This window comes from Oxalobacteraceae bacterium OTU3CINTB1, assembly GCA_024123955.1.
Lineage (GTDB): Bacteria > Pseudomonadota > Gammaproteobacteria > Burkholderiales > Burkholderiaceae_D > Rugamonas.
This window is the reverse complement of the sequence record CP099652.1, coordinates 80751-106562: the sequence shown is the minus strand read 5'-3', so window position 1 is coordinate 106562 and position 25812 is coordinate 80751. Positions and strand designations below refer to the sequence as shown.

At 66.7% G+C, this 25812-nt stretch carries 15 protein-coding genes; 11 read left to right on the top strand and 4 right to left on the bottom strand.

Annotated features, from left to right (window positions below; all coding sequences use genetic code 11):
• Entirely contained in the window at positions 1-1938 is a 1938-nt protein-coding gene (locus tag NHH73_00385) for a phosphatase PAP2 family protein (GenBank protein ID USX26789.1), read from the bottom strand.
• A gap of 303 nt (positions 1939-2241) precedes the next feature.
• On the opposite strand from NHH73_00385, the gene NHH73_00380 reads away from it, so the two are divergent.
• From NHH73_00380 to NHH73_00355, 6 genes are all read left to right on the top strand, one after another.
• Positions 2242-2712 carry a (2Fe-2S)-binding protein gene (locus tag NHH73_00380; GenBank protein ID USX26788.1) on the top strand — a complete coding sequence of 157 codons (471 nt, stop codon included), beginning with the start codon at positions 2242-2244 and terminating at the stop codon, positions 2710-2712.
• Position 2713: 1 nt separating this feature from the next.
• Positions 2714-4897, top strand: a complete 2184-nt coding sequence (locus NHH73_00375; protein USX26787.1) for a xanthine dehydrogenase family protein molybdopterin-binding subunit — start codon at positions 2714-2716, stop codon at positions 4895-4897.
• 37 nt (positions 4898-4934) lie between these two features.
• Positions 4935-5279, top strand: coding sequence for a hypothetical protein (locus tag NHH73_00370; GenBank protein USX26786.1), 345 nt, complete (start codon positions 4935-4937; stop codon positions 5277-5279).
• 82 nt (positions 5280-5361) lie between these two features.
• Entirely contained in the window at positions 5362-6609 is a 1248-nt protein-coding gene (locus tag NHH73_00365; GenBank protein ID USX26785.1) for a TolC family protein, read from the top strand.
• Position 6610: 1 nt separating this feature from the next.
• A complete protein-coding gene (locus tag NHH73_00360; GenBank protein USX26784.1) occupies positions 6611-7822 on the top strand; it encodes an efflux RND transporter periplasmic adaptor subunit in 1212 nt (403 codons plus the stop codon).
• A gap of 16 nt (positions 7823-7838) precedes the next feature.
• A complete protein-coding gene (locus NHH73_00355) occupies positions 7839-10982 on the top strand; it encodes a CusA/CzcA family heavy metal efflux RND transporter (protein ID USX26783.1) in 3144 nt (1047 codons plus the stop codon).
• Here NHH73_00355 and NHH73_00350 read toward each other — a convergent pair.
• Both NHH73_00350 and NHH73_00345 read right to left on the bottom strand, forming a co-directional pair.
• Positions 10979-11290 carry a cupin domain-containing protein gene (locus tag NHH73_00350; GenBank protein USX26782.1) on the bottom strand — a complete coding sequence of 104 codons (312 nt, stop codon included), beginning with the start codon at positions 11288-11290 and terminating at the stop codon, positions 10979-10981. The genes NHH73_00355 and NHH73_00350 overlap by 4 nt on opposite strands.
• Positions 11291-11299: 9 nt before the next feature.
• Positions 11300-11902, bottom strand: a complete 603-nt coding sequence (locus NHH73_00345; GenBank protein USX26781.1) for a DJ-1/PfpI family protein — start codon at positions 11900-11902, stop codon at positions 11300-11302.
• Between the two features lie 83 nt (positions 11903-11985).
• Here NHH73_00345 and NHH73_00340 point away from each other — a divergent pair, with 83 nt between their 5' ends.
• From NHH73_00340 to NHH73_00320, 5 genes are all read left to right on the top strand, one after another.
• Positions 11986-13005, top strand: a complete 1020-nt coding sequence (locus tag NHH73_00340; GenBank protein USX26780.1) for a helix-turn-helix domain-containing protein — start codon at positions 11986-11988, stop codon at positions 13003-13005.
• A 33-nt stretch (positions 13006-13038) separates the two neighbouring features.
• Positions 13039-13431, top strand: coding sequence for a hypothetical protein (locus NHH73_00335; GenBank protein ID USX26779.1), 393 nt, complete (start codon positions 13039-13041; stop codon positions 13429-13431).
• A gap of 777 nt (positions 13432-14208) precedes the next feature.
• A complete protein-coding gene (locus NHH73_00330) occupies positions 14209-21240 on the top strand; it encodes a heme utilization protein (GenBank protein USX26778.1) in 7032 nt (2343 codons plus the stop codon).
• 223 nt (positions 21241-21463) lie between these two features.
• Positions 21464-23626 (top strand): peptidase domain-containing ABC transporter, encoded by a 2163-nt coding sequence (locus NHH73_00325; protein ID USX26777.1) that lies wholly within the window; start codon positions 21464-21466, stop codon positions 23624-23626.
• A complete protein-coding gene (locus tag NHH73_00320; protein ID USX26776.1) occupies positions 23599-24963 on the top strand; it encodes an HlyD family type I secretion periplasmic adaptor subunit in 1365 nt (454 codons plus the stop codon). The genes NHH73_00325 and NHH73_00320 overlap by 28 nt, the downstream gene beginning before the upstream one ends.
• Positions 24964-25036: 73 nt before the next feature.
• Here the strand turns inward: NHH73_00320 and NHH73_00315 are convergent, their stop codons facing one another.
• Positions 25037-25657 carry an outer membrane beta-barrel protein gene (locus tag NHH73_00315; GenBank protein USX26775.1) on the bottom strand — a complete coding sequence of 207 codons (621 nt, stop codon included), beginning with the start codon at positions 25655-25657 and terminating at the stop codon, positions 25037-25039.
• Positions 25658-25812: the final 155 nt, after the last annotated feature.

The following is a 25812-nucleotide window of genomic DNA, read 5'->3' as shown; positions in this document are numbered from 1 at the left end:
TTAGTTAGCTACCGTCAACGTCAGCGTCGTGGTGCTGTAGACCGGATCGACCTTGGCGAAGCCTTCCACCGCGATGCTGGTGAAGCGGCCCTTCAGGTTCCCCGCGCTCAGCACGATGATGCTCTCGCCCGCCTTCGGCTTGTAGCTGCCCGGGAACTTGACGCGCAAGGTGCCGCCAACGATGGTGGCGGTGCCGGCCACCGTCATGGTGCCCTTGGCGCCGCCCAGCGCGTTCAGTTCCAGCGTGGTGGCGCCGGCCAGTTGCGTGTACGCGCGGGCCAGTTTCAAGCCGGCCGGAGCATTGGCGACCAGCGTGCCGCCGCTGACATAGACGTCGCCGTTGCCGAACGCCGTCGGCGACACGCCTTCGAGCGCGCCGGCGGTCAGCTCGGTGCCGCCGGTCCAGGTGTTGTTGCCGGCCAGCTTCAGCGCGCCGCTGCCTTGCTTGACCAGCTTGCCGGTGCCGCCGATGTCGTTGCGCCAGCGGTCGGCCGCGTTGAAGCCGCCCCTGGACGCGTCCATGACCAGCACGACGTTGCCGGTGAAGGCGCCGTAGCCGTCGGCCGCCGAGAACAGGTTCAGTCGGCCCCAGCCTTCAGGATCGTCCATGACCGGATAGCCGGAAGCGACGGCCGTGGTTTTCAGCACCACGCGGCGCTGGGCGTCGCTCAGGTAGGGCAATCGGGTTTCCAGCAGCACTTCGGCGCCCTTCGGCACCGAGGCCGGCGCGTTGGTCGGCGCGATCGGCGCGAAGCCGTAGGTCATGCGGCGCAGGTAGTTGGCTTTGTTGGTGGCGTAGTCCGAGAAGCGGTCGCTGCCTGATTGCGCGAACGCGGTGAACGTGGTCGGCGTGGTCGAGGTCGCGGCCATCAGGGCGCTGTGGGCCTGGGCGTAGCCGGCCGTCTTCTTGGCCGCGTTGGCCGGGTCGACCATGGCGGCGGCGACCACCGCCTGTGCGTGGATACGGCCGCTCAGCACGTCCAGCGGCGAATGCATGCCGGCCAGGATGCGCGACTCGCCCAGTTCCAGGCCGCGGCTGATGATTTCCTGATAGCGCTCCGGCACCGCGTAGGCCATTGCCAGCGCGTTGCGCACCGATTCGGCCGAGTGGCCGCTGGTGAAGCCGCCGTCGGTGGTCGGGGTCGGGCTCTTGGCCGGGATCAGCGCCGGCAGCACCTGCACCGCGCTGCTCCAGCGGTAAGGGCGGGCGTATTTATAGAAGCGCTTGGCCGGCTCGGTCGAACCGTTGGCGCCGACCATGTTGACCAGGTCGACCACCGCGCCGAAGGTCGGGTTGGCGCTGCCGCCGACGCCGTTGTTGTTGCCGCCGTCGTTGTACAGCACGGTGGTGGCGTCGGGCGCGATGGCGGTGATGGTGGTGGTCTGTTGGGCGGCGGTGCGCCAGGCGTTGGTCAGCGGGCCCATGCCGTCGCTGACGCTGTAGCCCTTGTTGCGGCGGTCGTCCAGATAGGCGGCCAGCGCCTGCTCCGGCGTGCGGTTGGCGGTGGCTTTGACGACATAGTCGATATTGGCGTTGTGGACGGCCTGGTTGAGGATGGCGCCGCCGTTGGTGCCGTCGTTCGGCACGCCGGTCCAGGCCGACGCCGTCACGGCCGGGAAGGTGCCCACGGCCGGCGCGGTCTGGCCGGCGTCGACGATTTCGGTCAGCGGCTTCCAGATCTGCAGCATCCCGGCCAGCACGCGCACGCCGGCGTTGGTGTCGAGGGTCGCATAGCGGGCGTCGCCGCGCTGGTTGCTGAAGGCGGTATCGACGAAGGCGGTGACAGTCGGCACCGGGGCCACGTCGGCCGCGCCCTGGTCGGCCGGCGCCGCCGGAGCGGACACGACCTGATCGTCATTGCTGGAACCGCCGCAGGCGCTCAGGGCGACGGCGATGCTGATGGCGAGGATGAGGGGGCGCGACGGAACGAGATGCATGTGGGAGTCCAATGTCAGAAGTAAAAAGGCCATAGAGTAATGACGTCATATGACATGGCTGTTACCAGTCTCGCCTGGAACCGCTTCCAACCCAAATAAACCCCGGGGTCAGTGCCGACATTCGGACAAAAGACGATAATTGGGAACTTCCAGGCGGGGAAAAAGTTCCGAAATGTCCGAATGTCGGCACTGACCCCGGGGGCTGGGGTGCAACTTTTTGATGTATCACCTTTGGGTAGTATTGTTGGGAGGACATATCTGTCTATAGTGTGGCTTTATCCTTTGTCCGTTTAGGAGCCGCACATGATCAAGTTGGAAATCAATGGCAAGAGCCGGGAGTTCGATGTCGCCGGCGATATGCCGCTGTTGTGGGTGCTGCGCGACGAGGCGCATATGATGGGCACCAAATTCGGCTGCGGCATGGCGCTGTGCGGCGCCTGTACCGTGCATGTCGACGGCGAGGCCACGCGCTCTTGCGTGCTGCCCGTGTCGGCGGTCGCCGGCAAGAAGATCACCACCATCGAGGGCGTGGCCGCGACGCCGGCCGGCAAGGCGGCGCAGCAGGCGTGGATCGCCGCCGAGGTGGTGCAGTGCGGTTACTGTCAATCGGGACAGATCATGTCCGCCGCCGCGCTGCTGGCCAAGAACCAGCAGCCCACCGACGCCGATATCGACGATGCCATGTCCGGTAATATCTGCCGCTGCGGCACCTATACCCGCATCCGCGCGGCGATCAAGGATGCCGCCAAGTCGCCACTGCTGAAGGGGGCCTGAGATGAACGCTCCCTTTAACCCCGGGTCCATCGAGCAATCGCGCCGTGGCTTCCTGAAGATCGCAGCGGCCGCCGGCGGTGGCTTGATGGTCGGCTTTTGGAGCTTGCCGGGCGAGGCCTCCGCCGCCGCTAACGCCGCCGCTACCGCTGCCGCCGCGTCCGACCTGAACGCTTTTATCGCCATCGGCGCCGACGACACCATCACCCTCACCATGCCCAAGGTGGAGATGGGGCAGGGTACCTATACCTCCATCCCGATGCTGATCGCCGAGGAGCTGGAAGTCGATATGGATAAGATCGCGCTGCGCCACGCGCCGCCCAATGCGAAGGTCTACGGCGCGCCGTTCGGCGACCAGTTCACCGGCGGCTCGACCTCCATCCGCCTGATGTGGGAGCCGATGCGCCAGACCGGCGCGGCCGCCCGCATGGTGCTGATCCAGGCCGCCGCCGACCAGTGGAAGGTGGCGCCGGAAAGCTGCCGCGCCGAACACGGTGAGGTGGTGCACGCGGCCAGCGGCCGCCGCGTCAAGTACGGTCAACTGGTGCAGGCAGCCGCCAGGCTGCCCGTGCCGGAGAAAATCGCGCTGAAAGATCCGAAAGACTTCACATTGATCGGCAAACCGCTCAAGCGCCTCGACGCCAAGGGCAAAACCGACGGCACCGCGTTGTTCGGCATCGATACCGTGGTGCCGGGCATGAAGGTGGCGGTGGTGGCGGCCAGCCCGGTCGTCGGCGGCAAGCTCAAATCCGTCAAGGACGCCAGGGCGCGCAAGCTGCGCGGCGTGCGCAATGTCGTGAAGCTTGAGAACGCGGTGGCCGTGGTGGCCGATAATTATTGGTATGCCAAGCAGGGACTGGCGGCGCTGGACGTCACCTGGGACGAAGGCAAGTACGCGAAGCTGTCGACCGATGATGTCCGCACCATCATGCTCGATGCGCTGAAAAAGCCCGGCAAGGTGGCGCGCAACGACGGCGACGCGCTCAAGGCCCTCGCCGCCGACACCAAGCGCGTCGAGGCGGTGTACGTCAATCCGATGCTGGCCCACGCGACGATGGAGCCGATGAACTGCACCGTCCATTACGACGCCAAGGCCGGCAGCGCCGAGATCTGGGTCGGCTCGCAGGTGCCGGCCCGCGCGCGCGACGACGCCGCCAAGATTCTCGGGCTGGCGCCGGAGAAGGTCACGCTGCACAACCACCTGATTGGCGGCGGCTTCGGACGCCGCCTGTACACCGACTACGTGGTGCAGGCGGCCGCGCTGGCGAAACAGGTCAAGGCGCCGCTGAAGGTGGTGTGGAGCCGCGAGGAGGATATCCAGCACGATCTGGTGCGCGGCCTGTACGCGCATTCGATCTCCGCCTCGCTCGACGCCAAGGGCATGCCGGTGGCGTTCTCGCACAAGATCGCCGGGCCGTCCAACCTGGCCACGTTCGCGCCGTCGTTCCTGCAAAACGGCCTGGACACCGACAACGTCGAGGGCTCGGACACCTTCTCCTACGATATCCCGAACATGCGCGTCGAGTACACGCGCGAGGACGGCCCGGTGCCGAGCGGCTTCTGGCGCGGGGTCGGCCCGACCCGCAACATGGCGGTGCTGGAGAGTTTTATCGACGAACTGGCGGCAAAAACCGGCCGGGACCCGCTGGCCTACCGCCTGGCGATGCTCGACAAGCAGCCGCGCGCGGCACGCGTGCTGAAGCTGGCCGCGCAGCGCGCCGGCTGGGGAGCAAAGCTGCCGGCGCGCTCCGGCCGTGGCATCGCGCTGATGCGGGCCTGGGGCACTTATCTGGCGCAGGTGGTCGACGTCAGCGTCAACGACGATGGCGAGGTGGCGGTCAAGCGCGTGGTCTGTGTGGTCGATTGCGGCCATGTCGTCAATCCGGACACCGTGGTGGCGCAGATCCAGAGCGGCATCAACTACGGCCTGACGGCGGGGCTGTTCGGCGCCATCACCTTCAAGGACGGGCGCATCGAGCAGAGTAACTTCCACGACTACCGTATCCTGCGCCTGAGCGAGGCGCCGCTGATCGAAGTGGAAATCGTCCAGAGCACCGAGGCGCCCGGAGGCATCGGCGAGCCGGGCACCGCCGGCGTGGGCGCGGCGCTGACCAACGCGGTGTTCGCGGCGACCGGCCAGCGGATACGCGAGATGCCGTTGCGTCCTGAGTTGCTAAAAAAGGCTTGACGGGCCACGGCCGGCGGCGGGCTGCTACAATGGCCTGGTGAAAAAGCTATTGCTCATCCTGCTGCTGACCATACTGCCGATCCAGTACGCCTGGTCGATGGCGGCCGTCTATTGCCAGCACGAGCCGGCCAAGGTGAGCCACTTCGGCCACCATGGCCATGAGCACCAGGCCCAGTCCGACGAAGATACGGACCACGGCAAGCCGGTCAAAGTCCATAACGATTGCGAAGTTTGCCACCACGCGGTGCAGGCCTCGGTGCTCGAAGAGAGCGGCGCCGCCGTCCAGCCGGCGGCGCAATCGCATGCGGAGCCGCCGCTGGCGAATTATCATTCTCACATCTCCGATGGGCCCCGGCGACCCAATTGGCTGCTCGTCGCCTAGCGCGACGAGACTCCCCTCCTCATTTTCTGTCGGAAGACGGTGACGTCTCGTCGAATTCTTTTCCATTTATTCGGAGAATTCGATGTTCAAGTATGTTTTGTCGCTTTATATGGCGGCATGGCCGGCGTTCGCGCTGGCCGGTGGTCTTGCCTCCGCGCCCGCGTCCGAACCGACCGGCCCACTGACCCTGGAGACGGCGCTGGCGCTGGCCGCCGGCGCCAATGCCGACCTGTCGGCCGCGCGCCACGAGCTGCTGGCCGTGGACGGCGCGGTCCAGCAGGCCGGTTTGCTGCCCAATCCCTCGCTGTCGGTCGAACGGGTGGACACCCGTCACGATACCCGTGAAACCACCTTTCTATTGAGTCAGCCGCTGGAGCTGGGCGGCAAACGGCAGGCGCGCATGCAGGCCGCGCAGCGCGAACGCGATAGCGCCTCGGCGCAGCTGGGCGCGCGGCAGGCCGAACTCCGCGCCGATGTCATCGACGGCTGGTTCGCCGTGCTGGCCGCGCAGGAGCAACTGCGGCTGGCGCAGGAGGCGTCCGAGCTGGCGCAGCGCGCGGCAGCCGCCACCGGCCGGCGCGTTGTCGCCGGCAAGGTGTCGCCGGTGGAGGAGACGCGCGCGCGGGTCGCCGCGTCGACCGTGCAACTGGATCTGCTGCGCGCGCGCAGCACCCTGGCGATCGCGCGCAAGCGGCTGGCGGCGATGTGGGGCAATCCGGCGCCGCGCTTCGAGAAGGCCGCCGGCGATCTCGATAATCTCGATACGTTGCCGTCGCTGCCCGACCAGGCCTTGCTGCACCATCGGCTGGCGCAGGCGCCGGGCATGGCGCTGGCGCGCTCGGAACTGGACAAGCGCCAGGCGCTGGCCAAGGTCGAGCTGACCCGCCGCGTGCCCGATGTCACGCTCAACGTCGGCAGCAAGCGCTCGGAGGAGCTGGGGCGGTCGCAGGCGGTGTTCGGCATTTCCGTGCCGCTGCCTTTGTTCGACCGCAACCAGGGCAATGTGCTGGAGACGGCGCGCCGCGTCGACAAGGCGCGCGACGAGTTGCGCTCCACCGCGCTGCGGCTGGACGCCGAACTGGCGCAGGCGCGCGAGGATTTCGACGTCGCCCGCCAACAGGCGCTGGCGCTGCGCAGCGAAATCGTGCCCGGTGCGCAAAGCGCGTACGAGGCGGCCAGCACCGGCTTCGATTACGGCAAATTCGGCTTTCTCGACGTGCTCGACGCCCAGCGCACCTTGCTGCAGGCGAAATCCCAATACCTGAACGCCCTGGCGGAGGCGCATCGCGCCAAGTCCGCCATCGGCCGCATCCTCGGAGAGGAACAATAAGATGACTAGCATGACCAGGAAACAGAAAATCACGATAGCCGTCATGGTGGTCATCGGACTGCTGCTGGCGGCATGGATGCTGATGCCGAAGCGCGGCGAAGATACACGCGAAAATCACGATGACCATGGTGCGGAAGCGGTGGCGCCGCGCAAGGACGACCACGACGCACAAGAAAAGCCGGAAAAAATCGCGCTCGACGACGCGCAGGTCAAGGCCGCCGGCATCACCGTCGCCGCCGCCGCGCCGGCCGACATCAGCACCGCCATCACCTTGCCCGGCGAGATCCGCTTCAACGAGGACCGCACCGCGCACGTGGTGCCCAAGTTGTCCGGCGTGGTCACCGCCGTGATGGCCGACCTGGGCCAGATCGTCAAACAGGGGCAGGTGCTGGCGGTGGTCGCCAGCAGCGGCTTGTCCGAGCAGCGCAGCGAGCTGCTGTCGGCGCAGCGGCGGCTGGCGCTGGCCAGCACCACGCTCGATCGCGAACGCCGCCTGTGGCAGGACAAGATCTCGGCCGAGCAGGATTATCTGCAGGCCAAACAGGCGATGAGCGAAGCGGAGATCGCGGTGCAGAACGCGCGCCAGAAGTTGAGCGCCTTCGGCACCGGGGCCGCCTCCGGCTCGGATCTGAACCGACTGGAGCTGCGCGCGCCGTTCGACGGCATCGTCATGGAAAAGCACCTGGCGCTGGGCGAGGCGGTCAAGGAGGACGCCAACGTCTTCACCATCTCCGACCTGTCGACCGTGTGGGCCGAAATCGCCGTGCCGCCGAAGGACCTGAACCTGGTGCGCGTGGGCGAGACGGTGACCGTCAAGGCTTCCGCGTTCGACGCCCAGGCCACCGGCAAGATCACCTACGTCGGCTCACTGCTCGGCGAGCAGACCCGCACCGCCAAGGCGCGGGTGGCGCTGGCCAATCCCGACCGCGCGTGGCGTCCGGGCCTGTTCGTCAACGTCGATGTGCTGTCCGGCCAGAGCGGCGCCGCCGCCGTCACCGTCAACACCGAAGCGATCCAGACCCTGGAGGACAAGCCGGTGGTGTTCGTGAAGGTGGCCGGCGGCTTCCGGCCGCAACCCGTGGTGACGGGCCGCGGCGACGGCAAGACCACCGAGATCCTGCAAGGCCTGACGGCGGGCACGCAGTACGCCGCCGCCGGCAGTTTCGTCCTCAAGGCGGAACTGGGCAAGGGCAGCGCCGAGCACGCGCACTGAGGCGGGGGACGACATCATGTTCGAACGCATCATACGATTTGCCATCGTCCAGCGCTGGCTGGTCATGCTGGCGGTGGCGGGGATGGCCGGTTTTGGCATCTACAGCTATCAAAAGCTGCCCATCGACGCGGTACCCGACATCACCAACGTGCAGGTGCAGATCAATACCGCCGCGCCGGGATACTCGCCGCTGGAGACCGAGCAGCGCGTGACGTTCCCGATCGAGACCGTCATGGCCGGCCTGCCGAACCTCGAGCAGACACGCTCGTTGTCGCGCTATGGGCTGTCGCAGATCACCGTCATCTTCAAGGACGGCACCGACATCTTCTTCGCGCGCCAGATGGTCAACGAGCGGATACAGGAGGCGAGGGCGCAGCTGCCGGCGGGGATCGCGCCGGCCATGGGGCCGATCTCCACCGGCCTGGGGGAGATTTACCTGTGGACGGTGGAGGCCAAGCCGGGAGCGAAGAAGGCCGACGGCACGCCGTACACGCCGACCGACCTGCGCGAGATCCAGGACTGGATCATCAAGCCGCAGCTGCGCAATGTCGCCGGGGTCACGGAGATCAATTCGATCGGCGGCTACGCCAAGGAATACCAGGTGGCGCCCAATCCGCAGCGCCTCGCGTCCTACGGTTTGACCTTGCAGGACGTGGTGACGGCGCTGGACCGCAACAACGCCAACGCCAGCGCCGGCTACATCGAAAAACGCGGCGAACAGCTGCTGGTGCGCGCGCCGGGACAGGTGCGGTCGCTGGAGGATATCCGCAACATCATCCTCAGTAACACCGACGGCGTGCCGGTGCGGGTGCGCGACGTGGCCGAGGTGCAGATCGGCCGCGAACTGCGCACCGGCGCCGCCACCGACAACGGCCGCGAGGTGGTGCTGGGCACCGTCTTCATGCTGATCGGCCAAAACAGCCGCGCCGTCTCGCAGGCGGTCGACAAGAAGATGGTCGACATCAACCGCAGCCTGCCGGCCGGCGTGGAGGCCATCACCGTCTACGACCGCACGGTATTGGTCGACAAAGCCATCGCCACGGTGAAGAAAAACCTGCTCGAAGGCGCGGTGCTGGTGATCGCCGTGCTGTTCCTGTTCCTCGGGAATATCCGCGCCGCGCTGATCACGGCGATGGTGATCCCGTTGTCGATGCTGTTCACCTTCACCGGCATGGTCACGTACAAGGTGAGCGCCAACCTGCTCAGCCTGGGCGCGCTGGACTTCGGCATCATCGTCGACGGCGCGGTGGTCATCGTCGAGAATTGCGTGCGCAGGCTGGCGCACGCGCAGGCCACGCTGGGCCGCAAGCTGACACGCGCCGAGCGCTTCGACGAGGTCCACGCGGCGGCCAGGGAGTCGCGCCGGCCGCTGCTGTTCGGCCAGTTGATCATCATGGTGGTCTACCTGCCGATCTTCGCGCTGACCGGCGTCGAGGGCCGCATGTTCCATCCGATGGCACTGACGGTGGTTATCGCGCTGCTTGGCGCGATGCTGTTGTCGATCACCTTCATCCCAGCCGCCGTTGCGCTGTTCATCGGCGATAACGTGGTCGAGAAGGAGCACCGCAAGATCACCGCGTGGTACAGCGGAATGCTGGAACGGGTACTGTCCAATACACCGGTCGTGCTGACGTTCGCCGGGATTTCGGTGGTGCTGTCGCTGCTGCTGGCGACGCGCCTGGGCAGCGAGTTCGTGCCGAACCTGAACGAGGGCGATTTCGCCATCCAGGCCTTGCGCATTCCCGGCACCAGCCTGACGCAGTCGGTGGAGATGCAAAAGCAGATCGAGCTGACCTTGAAGCAGAAATTCCCCGAGATCGAAAGGATCTTCGCGCGCACCGGCACGGCGGAAATCGCCTCCGATCCGATGCCGCCGAATATCTCGGACGGCTACATCATGCTCAAGCCGGAAGCCGACTGGCCCAAGCCGCGCAAGTCGCGCGAAGAACTGCTGGTGGCGATCCGCGAAACGGTGGAAAAGCTGCCCGGGAACGCGTTCGAGTTCTCGCAGCCGATCCAGTTGCGCTTCAACGAACTGATATCGGGCGTGCGCAGCGACGTCGCCGTCAAGCTGTTCGGCGACGACACGGCGGTCCTCAACGACACCGCCGCGAAGATCGCCGCCGCGCTGGGCAAGGTGCAAGGTGCGACCGAGGTCAAGATCGAACAGACCACCGGCCTGCCGATGCTGACGGTGGAAATCGACCGCGGCAAGACCGCGCGCTACGGCCTCAATGTGGGCGAGGTGCAGGAGACCGTCGCCACCGCCATCGGCGGCAAGGAGGCCGGCACCATGTTCGAGGGCGACCGCCGCTTCGACATCGTGGTGCGGCTGCCGGACGCACTGCGCGACGACCTCGATGTGATGCGGCGCCTGCCGGTGCCTTTGCCGCGCGGTGCAGGGGGCAGCGGTGGCGCCAACTTCATCCCGCTGGGCGAGGTGGCCAGCTTCAGCGTGGCGCCCGGCCCGAACCAGATCAGCCGCGAGGACGGCAAGCGCCGCGTCGTCATCAGCGCCAATGTGCGCGGGCGCGATATCGGCTCCTTTGTCGCCGAGGCGGAGCAGGCCTTGCAAAGCCAGGTCAAGGTGCCGGCCGGGTACTGGACCGCGTGGGGCGGGCAGTTCGAGCAGCTGCAGTCGGCCACGCGCCGCCTGCAGATCGTGGTGCCGGTTGCGCTGCTGCTGGTGATGCTGCTGCTGCTGGCGATGTTCGGCAACCTGCGCGACGGCCTGCTGGTGTTCAGCGGGATTCCGTTCGCGCTGACCGGCGGCATCGCTGCGCTGGCGCTGCGCGGCATACCGCTGTCGATATCGGCGGCCGTGGGCTTCATCGCGTTGTCCGGCGTCGCGGTGCTCAATGGGCTGGTGCTGATCTCCTACATCCGTTCCTTGCGCGGGCAGGGGCGCACATTGGAACAGGCGATCCGTGAGGGGGCGCTGGGCCGATTGCGTCCGGTGCTGATGACGGCGCTGGTGGCGTCGCTGGGCTTCATTCCGATGGCGATCGCCACCGGCACCGGCGCCGAAGTCCAGCGCCCGCTGGCGACGGTGGTCATCGGCGGGATCTTGTCGTCGACCGCGCTGACGCTGCTGGTGCTGCCGCTGCTGTACCGGCTGGCGCACCGCGACAGGAAAATGCCAGCGCCAACACCAGGTTAGACGCTGCCGGCCCGCTCGACGACCAGGATGCGCGCCTGCCCCGCCGGGTGGGCGCAATGGGCGTCGCCCTCGGCGGCGTAGAAGATGTCACCGGCGCGCAGGTGCGCCACCAGTTCGCGGCCGTTCTCGCGGTAGTGCATCGCCACCTCGCCATCGAGCACGGCGAACACCTCGTCGCCGTCGTTGACGTGCCAGCGGTACGGCTGGTCGGTCCAGTGCAGCCGCACGGTGGCGTTGTCGATCGCGGCGATCGATAGCGCCTCCCAGGCGCGCGCGCCGGTGTACTCGCTTGCGCGGACGATTTTCATGCTCGCCCCCTATCCCTGGTTCCAGTCGTATTCCATCTGGCGCGCCGTGCGCAGCGCGAGCTCGCGGCCGGCCAGTCGCTCGACCAGATGCAGCGACATGTCGATGCCGGCCGAGATGCCGCCGGAGGTGACGGTGGCGCCATTGTCGATCCAGCGCCGGTTTTCCTCCACCTGCAAGGCCGGGAAGGCGGCGCGCAGGCCGGCCACGTCGTCCCAATGCGTGGTCACCCGCTGGCCGTCGAGCAGCCCGGCCTTGGCCAGCAGGAAGGCGCCGGTGCATACCGACGCCACCAGTTCGCAGGCGCCCGCCCTGGCGGCGATCCAGTCGATGACCTCCGGCCTGGCCAGTTCGGCATCGACCACGCCGCCGGGGACGATCAGCACGTCGACCAGATCGCCGCCGGCGAAATCGGTCTCCGGCAGCACGCTCAAGCCGGCGCGCGCGCGCAGCATGGCCAGGGTGGCGCCGACGGTGCGGACCTGGAACGGCGGCGGCGCGCCCGGATCGAGCTTGCCGGCCACGCGCGTGGCGCAAGTGAACACCTCGTACGGTCCGGCGAAGTCGAGGACCTCGACGTTGTTGAAAACATAAATGCCGATGGTGCGTGTCATGCAGCCTCCTGGGTTGGAATGACAAACATCATCCCATTTTGTCGATTGACACAAATGACACTCATAGCGGAATATCTGCCAATATGAGACCCGATCCGACGCCCGCTTCCAAGAACGCCGCCGCAGCCACCGACATCTGGCTGCTGGTGTTCCCCGGCTTCGTGCTGCTCGACGCCACCGGCCCGGCCCAGGTGTTTGCGACCGCCAACGACGAGGCGCGGGACGCCGGCCTGCCGGAACCCTACCGTATACATATGGTGTCGGCGGACGGCGGCGCCATCGCCTCGACCGCCGGCGTGACGGTGTTGACCGCGCCGCTGCCGACGGCGGGACTGGCCGGCTCGACCTTGGTGGTGTCCGGCGGCAGGGGGCTGGAAACGGGCGACAGCGTCGCGCTGGCGCCAGCGACGGTGCGCTGGGTGGCCGCGGCCGCTGTCGGCGCGCGGGCGGTGGCGCGCTGCTGCGCGGTGTGCAGCGGCGCCTTCGTGCTGGCGCGCGCGGGCTTGCTGGACGGCCGGCGCGCCGTCACGCACTGGCAGGACGCGGCGCTGTTGCAGACGCAGTACCCCGCCATCACGGTGCAGGAGGACGCCATCCATATCAAGGACGGCACTATCTATACATCGGCCGGGATCGCCGCCGGCATCGATCTGGCGCTCAGCCTGGTCGGCGAGGACCTGGGCCGCGACTTCGCGCTGGGCGTGGCCAAGCGCCTGGTGGTGTTCTTCAAGCGCCCCGGCGGCCAGCGCCAGTTCAGCGCCGAACTGTTGGCCCAGGCCGGTGCGCAAGGCTTGCACGGCCAGCTGACGGCGTGGCTGCGCGCGCGCCTGAAGCAGCCGGTCGACGTCGAGCAGATGGCGGCGGCGTTTGCGCTGTCGGTGCGTTCGCTGCACCGCAAGCTGCAACAGGAGGCGGGCGTGTCGCCGGCCCAGCTGTTGCTGCGGCTGCGCATGGAATGCGCCTGCGCCTTGCTCGAGCAGCCCGGCATGACGGTCAAGCGCGCCGCCGCCCAAAGCGGCTTCGGTAGCGGGTACAATCTGCGCCGCGCCTTCGCCGCGCAGCTGGGCGTGGTGCCCAGCGACTATCAGGCGCGTTTCGGCTAAGCTCGGCCAACGGCGCCACACACAGGAAACCGCATGCGGGAATTTGAAACATGGATGGCGCGCGTACTGTTGCTCAACAGCGCGCTGACCCTGGGCGTGAGCCTGGGCCTGCTCGGCGCGCCGCAGGAGGCGGATGCGCTGCCGCTGTTGTTCGGTGTCGGGCTGTTCGGCTTTCTGGCCGCCGTGCTGTCGCTCAAACGCTGGAAGAGCGGCCTGTTGGGCGGCATGCTGTACTACGCGGTGCAGCTGATCGGCTATTTCCCGCACGACGGCGGATGGCAATATAGCGTCAAGGCCGGGGTCAGCATCGGCCTGGCGATGCAGTTTTCGAGCGTGACGGTGGTGCTCAACATGGTCGCGCTGGCCTTGCTGGCCGCCACCTCGGCGGTGCTCGCCTGGCGCGTGCGGGCCGCCGGCGCCCGCTGAACGCGGCGCCACTTCCCTTCCTTTCCGGCGGCCGTGTCGCGTCCCGCCACGCTGTTGACGACCGCTTGCTGGACGTCATGGGCCCGTCATGAAGTCACAGTAACATCCTTAACAAAATTTCCTTCACGAATTAATATCGCACGCGATTTTCCTGCGTAGCGCCGCTGTGAAGGATATCTTCTCAGCAATACAACATGATCTAAAGAACATGATTGGTGCCGCTGGAATATTGCTTTTATGCAGGTTGCGGACAAGATACATTCGTGGAAATAAATTCCTGTTGGAAATTAAGTCGGCTATACTTGCTCTCAATACGCTCGGTTCAGGTGCCCCCCAAGCCCTGGTTCGGGTAGAAAAAAGTCAATGATTTCAAATGCTTGGGGCATTTGGGATACATGACGGAGAATGTCGAGATTTTTTATTCCCCGCAGCAACAAGTTTGTTTAGTGAAAGATTCGCTCCGGTCGCCTTGTACTCGAGTGGGTCAAAATCGTCGTCCGCCAAGTTCACTTCACCGTGTCGCGGACGATGCACAACACAAATTTAAAGAAATTTAAGTTGAAATGCAGCAAATCGCCGCCGTTTGCTAAAGTTGACACTTTTGTTGACGTTAAGAATGTGTGTGCGGGATTTTTTGCGCCTGTAGTAACGAATTATCAGCAAATACATAGTTATAAAACGGCAAATGTGCCACTGACGGAAGCCAGGAGACGACGGTAGGACCGCCGCTCCCGCTTTTTCGGACAGATCGAATGAGCGCCCTTTAGGAGAAATGCAATGAGCGTCGTAACCAGTTTCACCACGGAACAGATCGCAAGTCTGACTACCCAGCAGATCGCCACGATCACCACAGCTGAATTTGCTTCGCTCAACTCCGACCAGATCGGCGCGCTGACGACGCTGCAGGCTTCCGTCATGACCGCCACCCAAGTGGGCGCGATCACCACCAGCAGCGTCACCTCGCTGACCACGCAAGACATCGCCGCGTTGGGCACCAGCGCCGTGACCGGCCTGACCAGCGCGCAAATGAAAGCGCTGGCGACCGACCAGATCGTCGCGTTGACCACCAACCAGGCCGCCGCCCTGCTGACCCAGCAAGTGGCCGCGCTGTCGACCGACGGCATCGTCGCCCTGGAAACGGCCGACTTCGCCGCGCTCAAGACCGCCGCCGTCAGCAGCCTGACCAGCGTCCAGATCAAGGCCCTGACCACCGACCAGATCGTCGCGCTGACGACCGCCGGCGCCAACGCGCTGACCACCGCGCAAGTATCCAATTTCAGCACCGACGCCATCGCCACGCTGCAAACGGCCGACATCGCCGCATTGAAAACCAGCGTGATCGCTTCGCTGTCGTCGGTCCAGGTCGGCGCGCTGACCACCGACCAGGTCAAGGCCCTGACCACCGCCACCCTGGTGGCACTGAGCACCTCGAATATCGCCAACGGCCTGACCACCGACCAGATCGTCGCCTTGTCGTCGACCCAGTTCGCCAGCCTGAGCACCGCCCAGATCGCCGCACTGTCGAGCAACAGCATCGCCGCCATTGAAACGGCCGACATCGTCGGTATCAGCACCGCCGGCATCGCCGCGCTGAAATCGAACCAGATCGCCGGCCTGAGCACCGACCAGCTCGCGAACTTGTCGAGCAACCAGATCGTCGCCCTGAGCACGGCCACCATCAAGGCCTTGAGCACCGACCAGATCGTCGCGCTGACCACCGCCCAAGCGGCCGCGCTGACCACCCAGCAAGTCGCCGCGCTGGGCACCGACGCCACCGCCGCGCTGGAAACGGCCGATTTCGCCGCACTGAAGACCGCCGCCATCGCCGCCCTGTCGAGCAGCCAGATCCGCGTGCTGACGACCGACCAGGTCGTCGCGCTGACCACCGCCGAAGCCAACGCCCTGACCAGCCAGCAAGTGGCCGCGCTGACCACCGACGCCGTCGCCGCCCTGCAGACGGCCGACCTGGCCGCGCTGAAAACCGCCTCGTTCGCCGCGCTCGGTTCGAGCCAGGTTGCCGCGCTGACGACCGACCAGGTCAACGGCCTGGCCACCGCCCAGTTCGCCGCGATGAGCACCGCCAACTTCGCCAACGGCCTGACGACCGACCAGATCGTCGCCATGCGTTCGGCCCAGTTCGCCAGCCTGAGCACCGCCCAGATCGGCGCGTTGTCGAGCAACAGCATCGCCGCGATTGAAACGGCCGACATCGTCGGTATCAGCACCGCCGGCATCGCCGCGCTGAAATCGTCGCAGATCGCCGCGCTGGTCACCGACCAGATCGCCAACCTGTCGACCAACCAGATCGTCGCGCTGACCACCGCCGGCATCCGTGGCCTGACCACCGACCAGGTCGTCGCGCTGACCACGGCCCAAGCCGCCGCGCTGAGCACCCAGCAGGTCGCCGCCCTGAGCACCGACGCCATCGCCGCGATGGAAACGTCGGACTTCGCCGCACTCAAAACCGCCGCCATCGCCGGCCTGACCACCAACCAGATCCGCGCCCTGACGACCGACCAGGTGGTGGCGCTGACCACCGCCGAAGCCAACGCCCTGAGCAGCGCGCAAGTGGCCGCCCTGAGCACCGACGCCGTCGCCGCGCTGCAAACGGCCGACCTGGCCGCGCTGAAAACCGCTTCGTTCGCCGGCTTGAATTCGAGCCAGGTCGCCGCGCTGACGACCGACCAGGTCAACGGCCTGGCCACCGCCCAGCTGACCGCGCTGACCACCGCCAACATCGCCAACGGCCTGACGACCGACCAGATCGTCGCCATGACGTCGGCCCAGTTCGCCAGCCTGACCACCGTCCAGATCGGCGCGTTGTCGACCAACAGCATCGCCGCCATCCAGACCGCCGACATCGTCGGTATCAGCACCGCCGGCATCGCCGCGCTCAAATCGCAGCAGATCGCCGCCCTGGTCACCGACCAGATCGCGACCCTGTCGAGCAACCAGATCGTCGCCCTGACCACCGCCGCCGTGCGCGGCCTGACCACCGACCAGGTGGTGGCCCTGACCACGGCCCAGGCGTCGTCGCTGAGCACCCAGCAAGTGGCCGCCCTGAGCACCGACGCGATTGCCGCGATGGAAACTGCCGACTTCGCCGCGCTGAAAACCGCCGCCGTCGCCGGCCTGACCACCAGCCAGATCCGCGCCCTGACGACCGACCAGGTGGTCGCGCTGACCACCGCCGAAGCCAACGCCCTGAGCAGCGCCCAAGTCGCCGCCCTGAGCACCGACGCCGTCGCCGCGCTGCAAACGGCCGACCTGGCCGCGTTGAAGACCGCCTCGTTCGCCGGCATGAACTCGACCCAGGTCGCCGCGCTGACGACCGACCAGGTCCACGGCCTGGCAACGGCGCAGTTCGCCGCGATGAGCACCGCCAACGTCGCCAACGGCCTGACCACCGACCAGATCGTCGCCATGACGTCGGCCCAGTTCGCCAGCCTGAGCACCGGCCAGATCGGCGCGCTGTCGAGCAACAGCATCGCCGCGATTGAAACGGCCGACATCGTCGGTATCAGCACCGCCGGTATCGCCGCGCTGAAATCGTCGCAGATCGCCGCCCTGGTCACCGACCAGATCGCCAACCTGTCGAGCAACCAGATCGTCGCGCTGACCACCGCCGGCGTCGCCGGCCTGACCACCGACCAGGTCGTCGCACTGACCACGGCCCAAGCGGGCGCGCTGAGCACCCAGCAAGTGGCCGCGCTGAGCACCAACGCCATTGCCGCGATGGAAACGTCCGACTTCGCCGCGCTGAAAACCGCCGCCGTCGCCGGCCTGACCACCAACCAGGTCCGCGCCCTGACGACCGACCAGGTCGTGGCGCTGACCACCGCCGAAGCCGGCGCGCTGACCAGCCAGCAAGTGGCCGCGCTGAGCACCGACTCGGTCGCCGCCCTGCAGACGGCCGATCTGGCCGCGCTGAAGACCGCTTCGTTCGCCGGCATGAACTCGAGCCAGGTTGCTGCGCTGACGACCGACCAGGTCAACGGCCTGGCCACGGCGCAGTTCGCCGCGATGAGCACCGCCAACATCGCCAACGGCCTGACGACCGACCAGATCGTCGCCATGCGCTCGGCCCAGTTCGCCAATCTGAGCACCGCCCAGATCGCCGCGCTGTCGAGCAACAGCATCGCCGCGATTGAAACGGCCGACATCGTCGGTATCAGCACCGCCGGCATCGCCGCGCTGAAATCGTCGCAGATCGCCGCCCTGGTCACCGACCAGATCGCCAACCTGTCGAGCAACCAGATCGTCGCGCTGACCACCGCCGGCGTCGCCGGCCTGAACACCGACCAGGTCGTCGCGCTGACCACGGCCCAAGCCGCCGCGCTGAGCACCCAGCAAGTGGCCGCCCTGAGCACCAACGCCATTGCCGCGATGGAAACGTCCGACTTCGCCGCGCTGAAAACCGCCGCCGTCGCCGGCCTGACCACCAACCAGATCCGCGCCCTGACGACCGACCAGGTGGTGGCGCTGACCACCGCCGAAGCCAACGCCCTGAGCAGCGCCCAAGTCGCCGCCCTGAGCACCGACGCCGTCGCCGCGCTGCAAACGGCCGACCTGGCCGCGCTGAAGACCGCTTCGTTCGCCGGCCTGAATTCGAGCCAGGTGGCTGCGCTGACGACCGACCAGGTCAACGGCCTGGCAACGGCGCAGTTCGCCGCGATGAGCACCGCCAACATCGCCAACGGCCTGACCACCGACCAGATCGTCGCCATGACGTCTGCCCAGTTCGCCAACCTGAGCACCGCCCAGATCGGCGCGCTGTCGACCAATAGCGTCGCCGCGATCCAGACGGCCGACATCGTCGGTATCAGCACCGCCGGTATCGCCGCCCTGAAATCGCACCAGATCGCCGCCCTGGTCACCGACCAGATCGCGACCTTGTCGAGCAACCAGGTTGTCGCCCTGACCACCGCCGCCGTCCGTGGCCTGACCACCGACCAGGTGGTGGCCCTGACCACGGCGCAAGCCTCGGCGCTGAGCACGCAGCAAGTGGCCGCCTTCAGCACCGACGCCATCGCCGCGATGGAAACGTCCGACTTCGCCGCGCTGAAGACCGCCGCCGTCGCCGGCCTGACCACCAGCCAGATCCGCGCCCTGACGACCGACCAGGTGGTTGCCTTGACCACCGCCGAAGCCAACGCCCTGAGCAGCGCGCAAGTGGCCGCCCTGAGCACCGACGCCGTGGCGGCCCTGCAGACGGCCGACCTGGCCGCGCTCAAGACCGCGTCGTTCGCCGGCATGAATTCGACCCAGGTGGCCGCGTTGACGACCGACCAGATCGCCGGCCTGGCAACGGCGCAGTTCGCCGCAATGAGCACCGCCAACGTCGCCAACGGCCTGACGACCGACCAGATCGTCGCCATGACGTCGGCCCAGTTCGCCAGCCTGAGCACCGCCCAGGTCAGCGCGCTGTCGACCAACAGCGTCGCCGCGATCCAGACGGCCGACATCGTCGGTATCAGCACCGCCGGTATCGCCGCGTTGAAATCGTCGCAGATCGCCGCCCTGGTCACCGACCAGATCGCGACCTTGTCGACCAACCAGGTCGGTGCGCTGACCACCGCCGGCGTGCGTGGCCTGACCACCGACCAGGTGGTGGCCCTGACCACCAACCAGGCAGCGGCGCTGAGCACGCAGCAAGTGGGCGCCTTCAGCACCGACGCGATCGCCGCGCTGGAAACGGCCGACTTCGCCGCGCTGAAAACCGCCGCTGTCGCCGGCCTGTCGACCAACCAGATCCGCGCCCTGACGACCGACCAGGTCGTCGCGCTGACCACCGCCGAAGCCGGCGCGCTGACCAGCCAGCAAGTCGCTGCCTTCAGCACCGACGCCGTGGCGGCCCTGCAGACGGTCGACCTGGCCGCGCTGAAAACCGCTTCGTTCGCCGGCCTGACGTCGAACCAGGTCGCCGCGCTGACGACCGAGCAGGTCAACGGCCTGGCAACGGCCCAGTTCAACGCGATGAGCACGGCCAACTTCGCCAGCGGCCTGACGACCGACCAGATCGTCGCGATGACGTCCGCCCAGTTCGCGAGCCTGCGCACCGCCCAGGTCGCCGCGCTGTCGAGCACCAGCATCGCCGCGATTGAAACGGCCGACATCGCCGGCATCAGCACCGCCAGCATCGCCAGCCTGCGTTCGGCCCAGATCGCCGGGCTGACCACCGAGCAGGTGGCCACGTTGACGACCGCCCAGATCGTCGCGCTGAGCACTTCGTCGTTCCGCGCCCTCGGTTCCGACCAGGTCGCCGCGCTGACCACGGCCCAAGCCGCGTCGCTGAACACCCAGCAAGTGGCCGCCCTGACCGTCGACGCGGTTGCCGCGATCGAAACGGCCGACCTGGCCGCGCTCAAGTCGAGCGCCATCGCCGGCCTGTCGAGCGCCCAGATCCGCGCCCTGACGACCGACCAGGTGACCAGCCTGTCGACCGCCAGCATCACCGCGCTGACCACGTCGCAAATCGCCAACGCGCTGACCACCGACCAGGTGGTGGCGTTGACCTCCAACCAGGTCGGCGCGCTGAACTCGGCGCAAGTGTCGGCCCTGAGCAGCAGCAGCCTGGCCGCGCTCGAAACGCAGGACATCGTCGGCTTGAAGTCGTCGTCGATGGCCGCGCTGCGCACCGTGCAGGTGGCCGCATTGACCACCGACCAGATCACCGCGCTGAGCACCGCGCAAGTGTCGGCCCTGAGCACGGCGGCCCTGGCGGCCGGCCTGACCACCGACCAGGCCGTGGCGCTGTCGAGCGACCAGCTCAACGCGCTGACCACCTCGCAGATCCGGGCACTGTCGACCAACAGCGTCCAGGCGCTGGAGACGGCCGATATCGCCGCGCTCAAGACCTCCGCCTTCGTGGCCCTGAGCACGACGCAGCTGGTGCGCCTGACCACCGACCAGGTGGTGGCGCTGAGCACCGGCCAGCTCAAGTCGCTGAGCTCGTCGCAAGCGAACGTGATGACCACGGCGCAGATCGCGGCCATGAGCACCAGCCAGGCGCTGGCCCTGTTCAACGCGTCGAAAGGCCTCTCGCCACTGGTCCTGGACCTGAACGGTAACGGCATCGAGACGCTGAGCGCCTCGGCCGGCGTCAGCTTCGACCTGACCGCCTCGGGCACCAAAGTCAACGCCGGCTGGGTTGGCGGCGGCGACGGTCTGCTGGTGCGCGATGTCAACGGCGACGGCACCATCAACGATGGTAGCGAGCTGTTCGGCGTAGGCACCACGCTGGCCGACGGTTCCAAGGCCACCAACGGCTACGATGCGCTGGCGCAGTTGGACAGCAACGGCGACGGCACCATCGACGCCAAGGACGGCGCCTTCTCCAGCCTGCAGGTGTGGGTGGACGGCAACGCCGACGGCATCAGCCAGGCCGACGAGCTCAAATCGCTGGCGTCGCTCAACATCACCAAGCTGAACCTGGACGTCAAGACCAGCGGCGCGCGTGACAACGGCAACACCATCGGCCTGACCTCGACCTTCGAGACCGCCGACGGCGCCACCCACGCCGCGGCCGACGTCTGGTTCGCTGCCGGTAACGCCAGCACCAACCTGACCAGCTCGGTCAGCGGCCTGGCGTCGGCGATGTCGAGCTTTGGCGCGGCAAGCGCGGCCACCACCGTGACCAAGCTGGAGATGCCTTCCAGCACCAACACGGCAGTGGCGGCGATGGCCAGCGCGATCAGCAACTACGACACCAAGCTGACCGCCGTGAGCAACTCGGTCTCGACCGAAGAGACGCTGCGACTGAAGGCCCTGCAAGGCGCCCATCACCAGGGTATCCTGGCTGCCAAGTAAGCTTAGTTAGCCTCAGTTAGCCTCGTCACAAAGACGGCAAGACCTCCGGGTCTTGCCGTTTTTTTTTGAACGGTCGAATAGCGGGGTAAACCTGCTTGTGCTTCTAAACAACAAAAGCCGTTTGCGGGCTCTGCGCTGGGTTAGAATCCGAAGGCTGGAACGATAGTGCGCGAAGGCAAGGTTCGCCCGCCCACCCGGCCCAGTTCATCCATACACCAGGCCTATGCACGATAAATTTCCCCATACCGCGATCCAGTGTCTGACCGCCATCGCGCAGCATCATGGTCTGCAAATCAATCCCGAGCGGCTGATCGACGACTACGCGCTGCGCGCGGAGGAACCGGGCGACGGCGCGCTGCTGCGCATCGCCTCGGATATCGGTTTGAAAGCCAAGGCGGACCGGCTCAACTGGTCGCGCCTGATGGCGCAGGGCGGCGTGTTCCCGCTGATGGCGCGCCTGGTCGATGGCAATATGATCATCGTGGTCGGCGTCAAGCCGGCCGACGTGGTCGGCCACCCGGGCGCCGAGGACCAGGTCGCCGTGCTCAACCCGGCCAACGCCAACGCCGCCGTGGTCATGGTCGCGCGCGGCGAGTTCGAGAAGCGCTGGGGCGGCGAGGTGCTGTTCATCAAACGCCAGCACAAGCTGACCGACCCCAACCAGCCGTTCGGGCTGCGCTGGTTCATTCCCGAGATCCTCAAGCAGAAGGCCGCCTTCCGCGACATCTTCATCGCCGCCATCGCCATGCAGCTGCTGGCGCTGGCCTCGCCGATCTTCTTCCAGCTGGTGATCGACAAGGTGCTCACGCACCAGAGCGTGACGACCCTGCAGGTGCTGGCCGTCGGCATCATCATGGCGCTGGTGTTCGACGCCACCTTCGGCTTCCTGCGCCAGACCCTGACCCTGGCCGCGTCCAACAAGATCGACATGCGCCTGACGCGGCGCGTGTTCGCCCATCTGTTGTCGCTGCCGATCGACTTCTTCGAGACCACCAGCGCCGGCGTGGTCACGCGCCACATGCAGCAGCTGGAAAAGATCCGCAGCTTCCTGACCGGGCGCCTGTTCTTCACCGCGCTCGACCTGATCGCGCTGCTGGTGTTCGTGCCTATCCTGTTCAGCTATTCCTTCAAGCTGGCGATGATCGTGCTGCTATTTGCGGCCATGATCGGCGGCATCGTGCTGGCCATGGTGCCGACCTTCCAGCGCCGCCTCAACGCGCTGTACTCGGCCGAGGGCCAGCGCCAGGGCATGCTGGTCGAGACCATCCACGGCATGCGCACGGTCAAGGCGCTGGCGATCGAGCCGTCGCAGCGCCGCATCTGGGACCAGCGCTCGGCCGAGGCCATCACCATGCACTTCCGCGTCGGCCAGATCTCGATCGCCGGCAACGCCGTCACCGATTTCCTCGGCAAGCTGCTGCCGGTCACGCTGATCGTGGTCGGCGCCGCCGACGTGTTCGACTCGACCCTGTCGGTCGGCGGCCTGATCGCCTTCCAGATGCTGGCCGGGCGCGTCACCGGTCCGCTGATCTCGCTCGTCGGCCTGGTCAACGAGTACCAGGAGACGGCGCTGTCGGTCAAGATGCTGGGCGAAGTCATGAACCGCGCGCCGGAAGGCCGCGCCGGCGCCAACGGCCTGCGCCCGGTGCTGGACGGCGAAATCAAGTTCGACGCCGTCACCTTCCGCTATCCGGGCGCGCAGGCGATGGCGCTCAACAAGGCCAGCTTCACCATCGAGCAGGGCACCGTGGTCGGCATCGTCGGCCGCAGCGGCTCGGGCAAGACCACCCTGACCAAGTTGATCCAGGGCTTGTATCCGGTGCAGGAGGGCATCGTGCGCTTCGACGGCATCGACGCCCGCGAGATCGAGCTGTCGCATCTGCGCCGCCAGATCGGCGTGGTGTTGCAGGAGAACTTCCTGTTCCGCGGCACCGTGCGCGAGAACCTGTCCGTCACCAAGCCCGACGCCACGTTCGAGGAACTGGTGGCGGCGGCGGTGGCGGCCGGCGCCGACGAATTCATCGAACGCCTGCCGATGGGCTACGACACCGTATTGGAAGAGAACGCGTCGAACCTGTCGGGCGGCCAAAAGCAGCGCCTGTCGATCGCCCGTACCCTGGTGGCGCGGCCGCGCATCCTGATCCTCGACGAGGCGGCCAGCGCGCTGGACCCGGAAAGCGAGGCCATTTTCATCGGCAACCTGTCGAAGATCGCCGTCGGCCGCACGGTGGTGATGATTTCGCACCGCCTGTCGACCTTGGTCAACGCCGACAAAATCATGGTCATGCAGCAGGGTAGCCTGATGGATGCGGGCCGTCACGAAGAACTGCTTACACGTAGCGAAACTTACCAGCACCTATGGAACCAGCAAACAAGTCACCTTTAAGCTTCAAGCGCCGCAAGGACGAGACCGAGATCGAGTTCCTGCCGGACGCGGACGCCATCGAGCGCGGTCCGCTGCCGCGGTTCGTGCGCGTCACCCTGCACGTGCTGCTGCTGGCCTTCGTCTCGTTCATCCTGTGGGCCTGCTTCTCACCGGTCGAGAAGATCGTCGTCGCCCACGGCCGGCTGGTCAACCCGCTGCCCAACATCGTGGTGCAGCCGCTCGAGACGTCCATCATCCAGAGCATCGACGTGCGCGTCGGCCAGATCGTCAAGAAGGGCCAGGTGCTGGCCACGCTGGACCCGACCTTCAGCGCCGCCGACGAGTCGCAGCTGCGCATCCGGCTGCAAAGCCTGGACACCCAGGCCGCCGGCCTGCGCGCCGAGCTGTCGGGCCAGGCCGGCGCCGACGTCGCCAGCGGCGCGAGCGCCGATACACAGCTGCAGTCGCAGCTGTCGAGCGAGCGCAAGGCCAACTTCGCCGCGCAAAAGGCCAAGATGGACCAGAACATCGCGCGCCTGCGCGCCGGCCTGGAGACCAACAAGCACGACCAGGTGATCCTGGCCCAGCGCGTCAAAGCGCTGCGCGAGGTCGAGGCCATGCAGGAGCAGCTGATGGCCGAGCAGTTCGGCGCCAAGATGCACCTGCTGGAGGCGCGCGACCGCCGCCTGGGCGTCGAGCGTGACATGGACATGCAGCGCAACAAGGCGATCGAGATGGCCAGCGAGCTGGCCTCGGCCGAAGCCGAGCGCTCGGCCTTCGACAAGAGCTGGCGGCAGAAGGCGATGGAGGATTTGCTGACCGCCTCGCGCGACCGCGACGGCATCAACGAGCAGCTGGCCAAGGCCGACAAACGCTTGAAGATGATCCAGATGGTGGCGCCGGCCGACGGCGTGGTGCTGGAGATCGGCAAGCTGTCGGTGGGTTCCATCGTGCGCGAGGCCGAGGCGCTGTTCACCCTGGTGCCGCTGGGCGCCGAGCTGGAGGCCGAAGTGCAGATCGATTCGCTCGACATCGGCTACATCAAGCCGGGCGCCGTCACCCATTTGAAGGTCGATGCCTTCTCGTTCATGAAACACGGCATGTTGGAAGGCAAAGTGCGCACCATCAGCCAGGATTCGTTCAAGCGCGACGCGGCCGACAAGAACGGCGGCGGCATGGACGCCTACTACCTGAGCCGCATCCAGTACAAGGGCGAGCTGAAGAAAATGACCGAGGGCACGCGCCTGCTGCCCGGCATGACCGTCTCGGCCGAGATCGTCGTCGGCCACCGCACGGTGATGTCCTACCTGCTGTATCCGCTCACGCGCGCGCTGGACGAATCGATCCGCGAACCCTGACGCCGGCGCTTTTCTTCTTCGCCAATAAAAACGGGCGGCACGCGCCGCCCGTTTTCACTTCCCAAGCACTACATCAGAAGCGGTAACCCACACCGACGCCCAGCATCAGCGGATCGGCCTTGACGCGGCTGGCCTTGACGCCGCCGATCATGACATCGCTGCGGATCTGCACTTTCTTGATGTCGAAGTTGAGCGACCAGTTCTTGTTGATCGCGTAGTCGACACCCGCCTGCAGCGCCAGGCCGACGCTGTCGTGTTCCAGGTCGGCGCCGCCGTTGAGCAGCTTGACCTTCGAGAATACCGTGTAGTTCAAGCCGGCGCCGAGATACGGCTTGAACGGCGAATCCAGCACAAAGTGGTACTGCACCATCAGCGTCGGCGGCAGGTGCCTGAAGCTGCCGATGGTGCGGCCGTCGAGCATGACGTCGTGCTTTTGCGGATAGGTCAGCACCAGCTCGGCCGCCCAGTTCGGCGTGAAGAAATAGGAGACGTCGAATTCCGGAATGGTCTTGTCGCTGATGGTGAGGCGGTCCGACGCGCCGGCGCCGCCGATCGGATCGGACTTGTTGGCCAGGTCCAGGTTGACGGCGCGCGCGCGCACCAGCCACGGCGTTTCCTGCGCCACGGCGTTGCCGGCGACGGCGCCCATGCTACCGATTGCTGCGAATATCAATGCTGCCAGATGCTTGCTCATTTCACTTCCTTGTGTCGTGGTGGTGTCCCGGATGTCTGCGAATTTTCTCGGCGCTGGGGGATGACGCGAGGTGCGCAGTGTGCCTTGGCGCGCTGGCGCCCGCTATCGGGAGAACTTGATTGTTTGGTAGGGCAATCCCTACCGGACGGCGACAC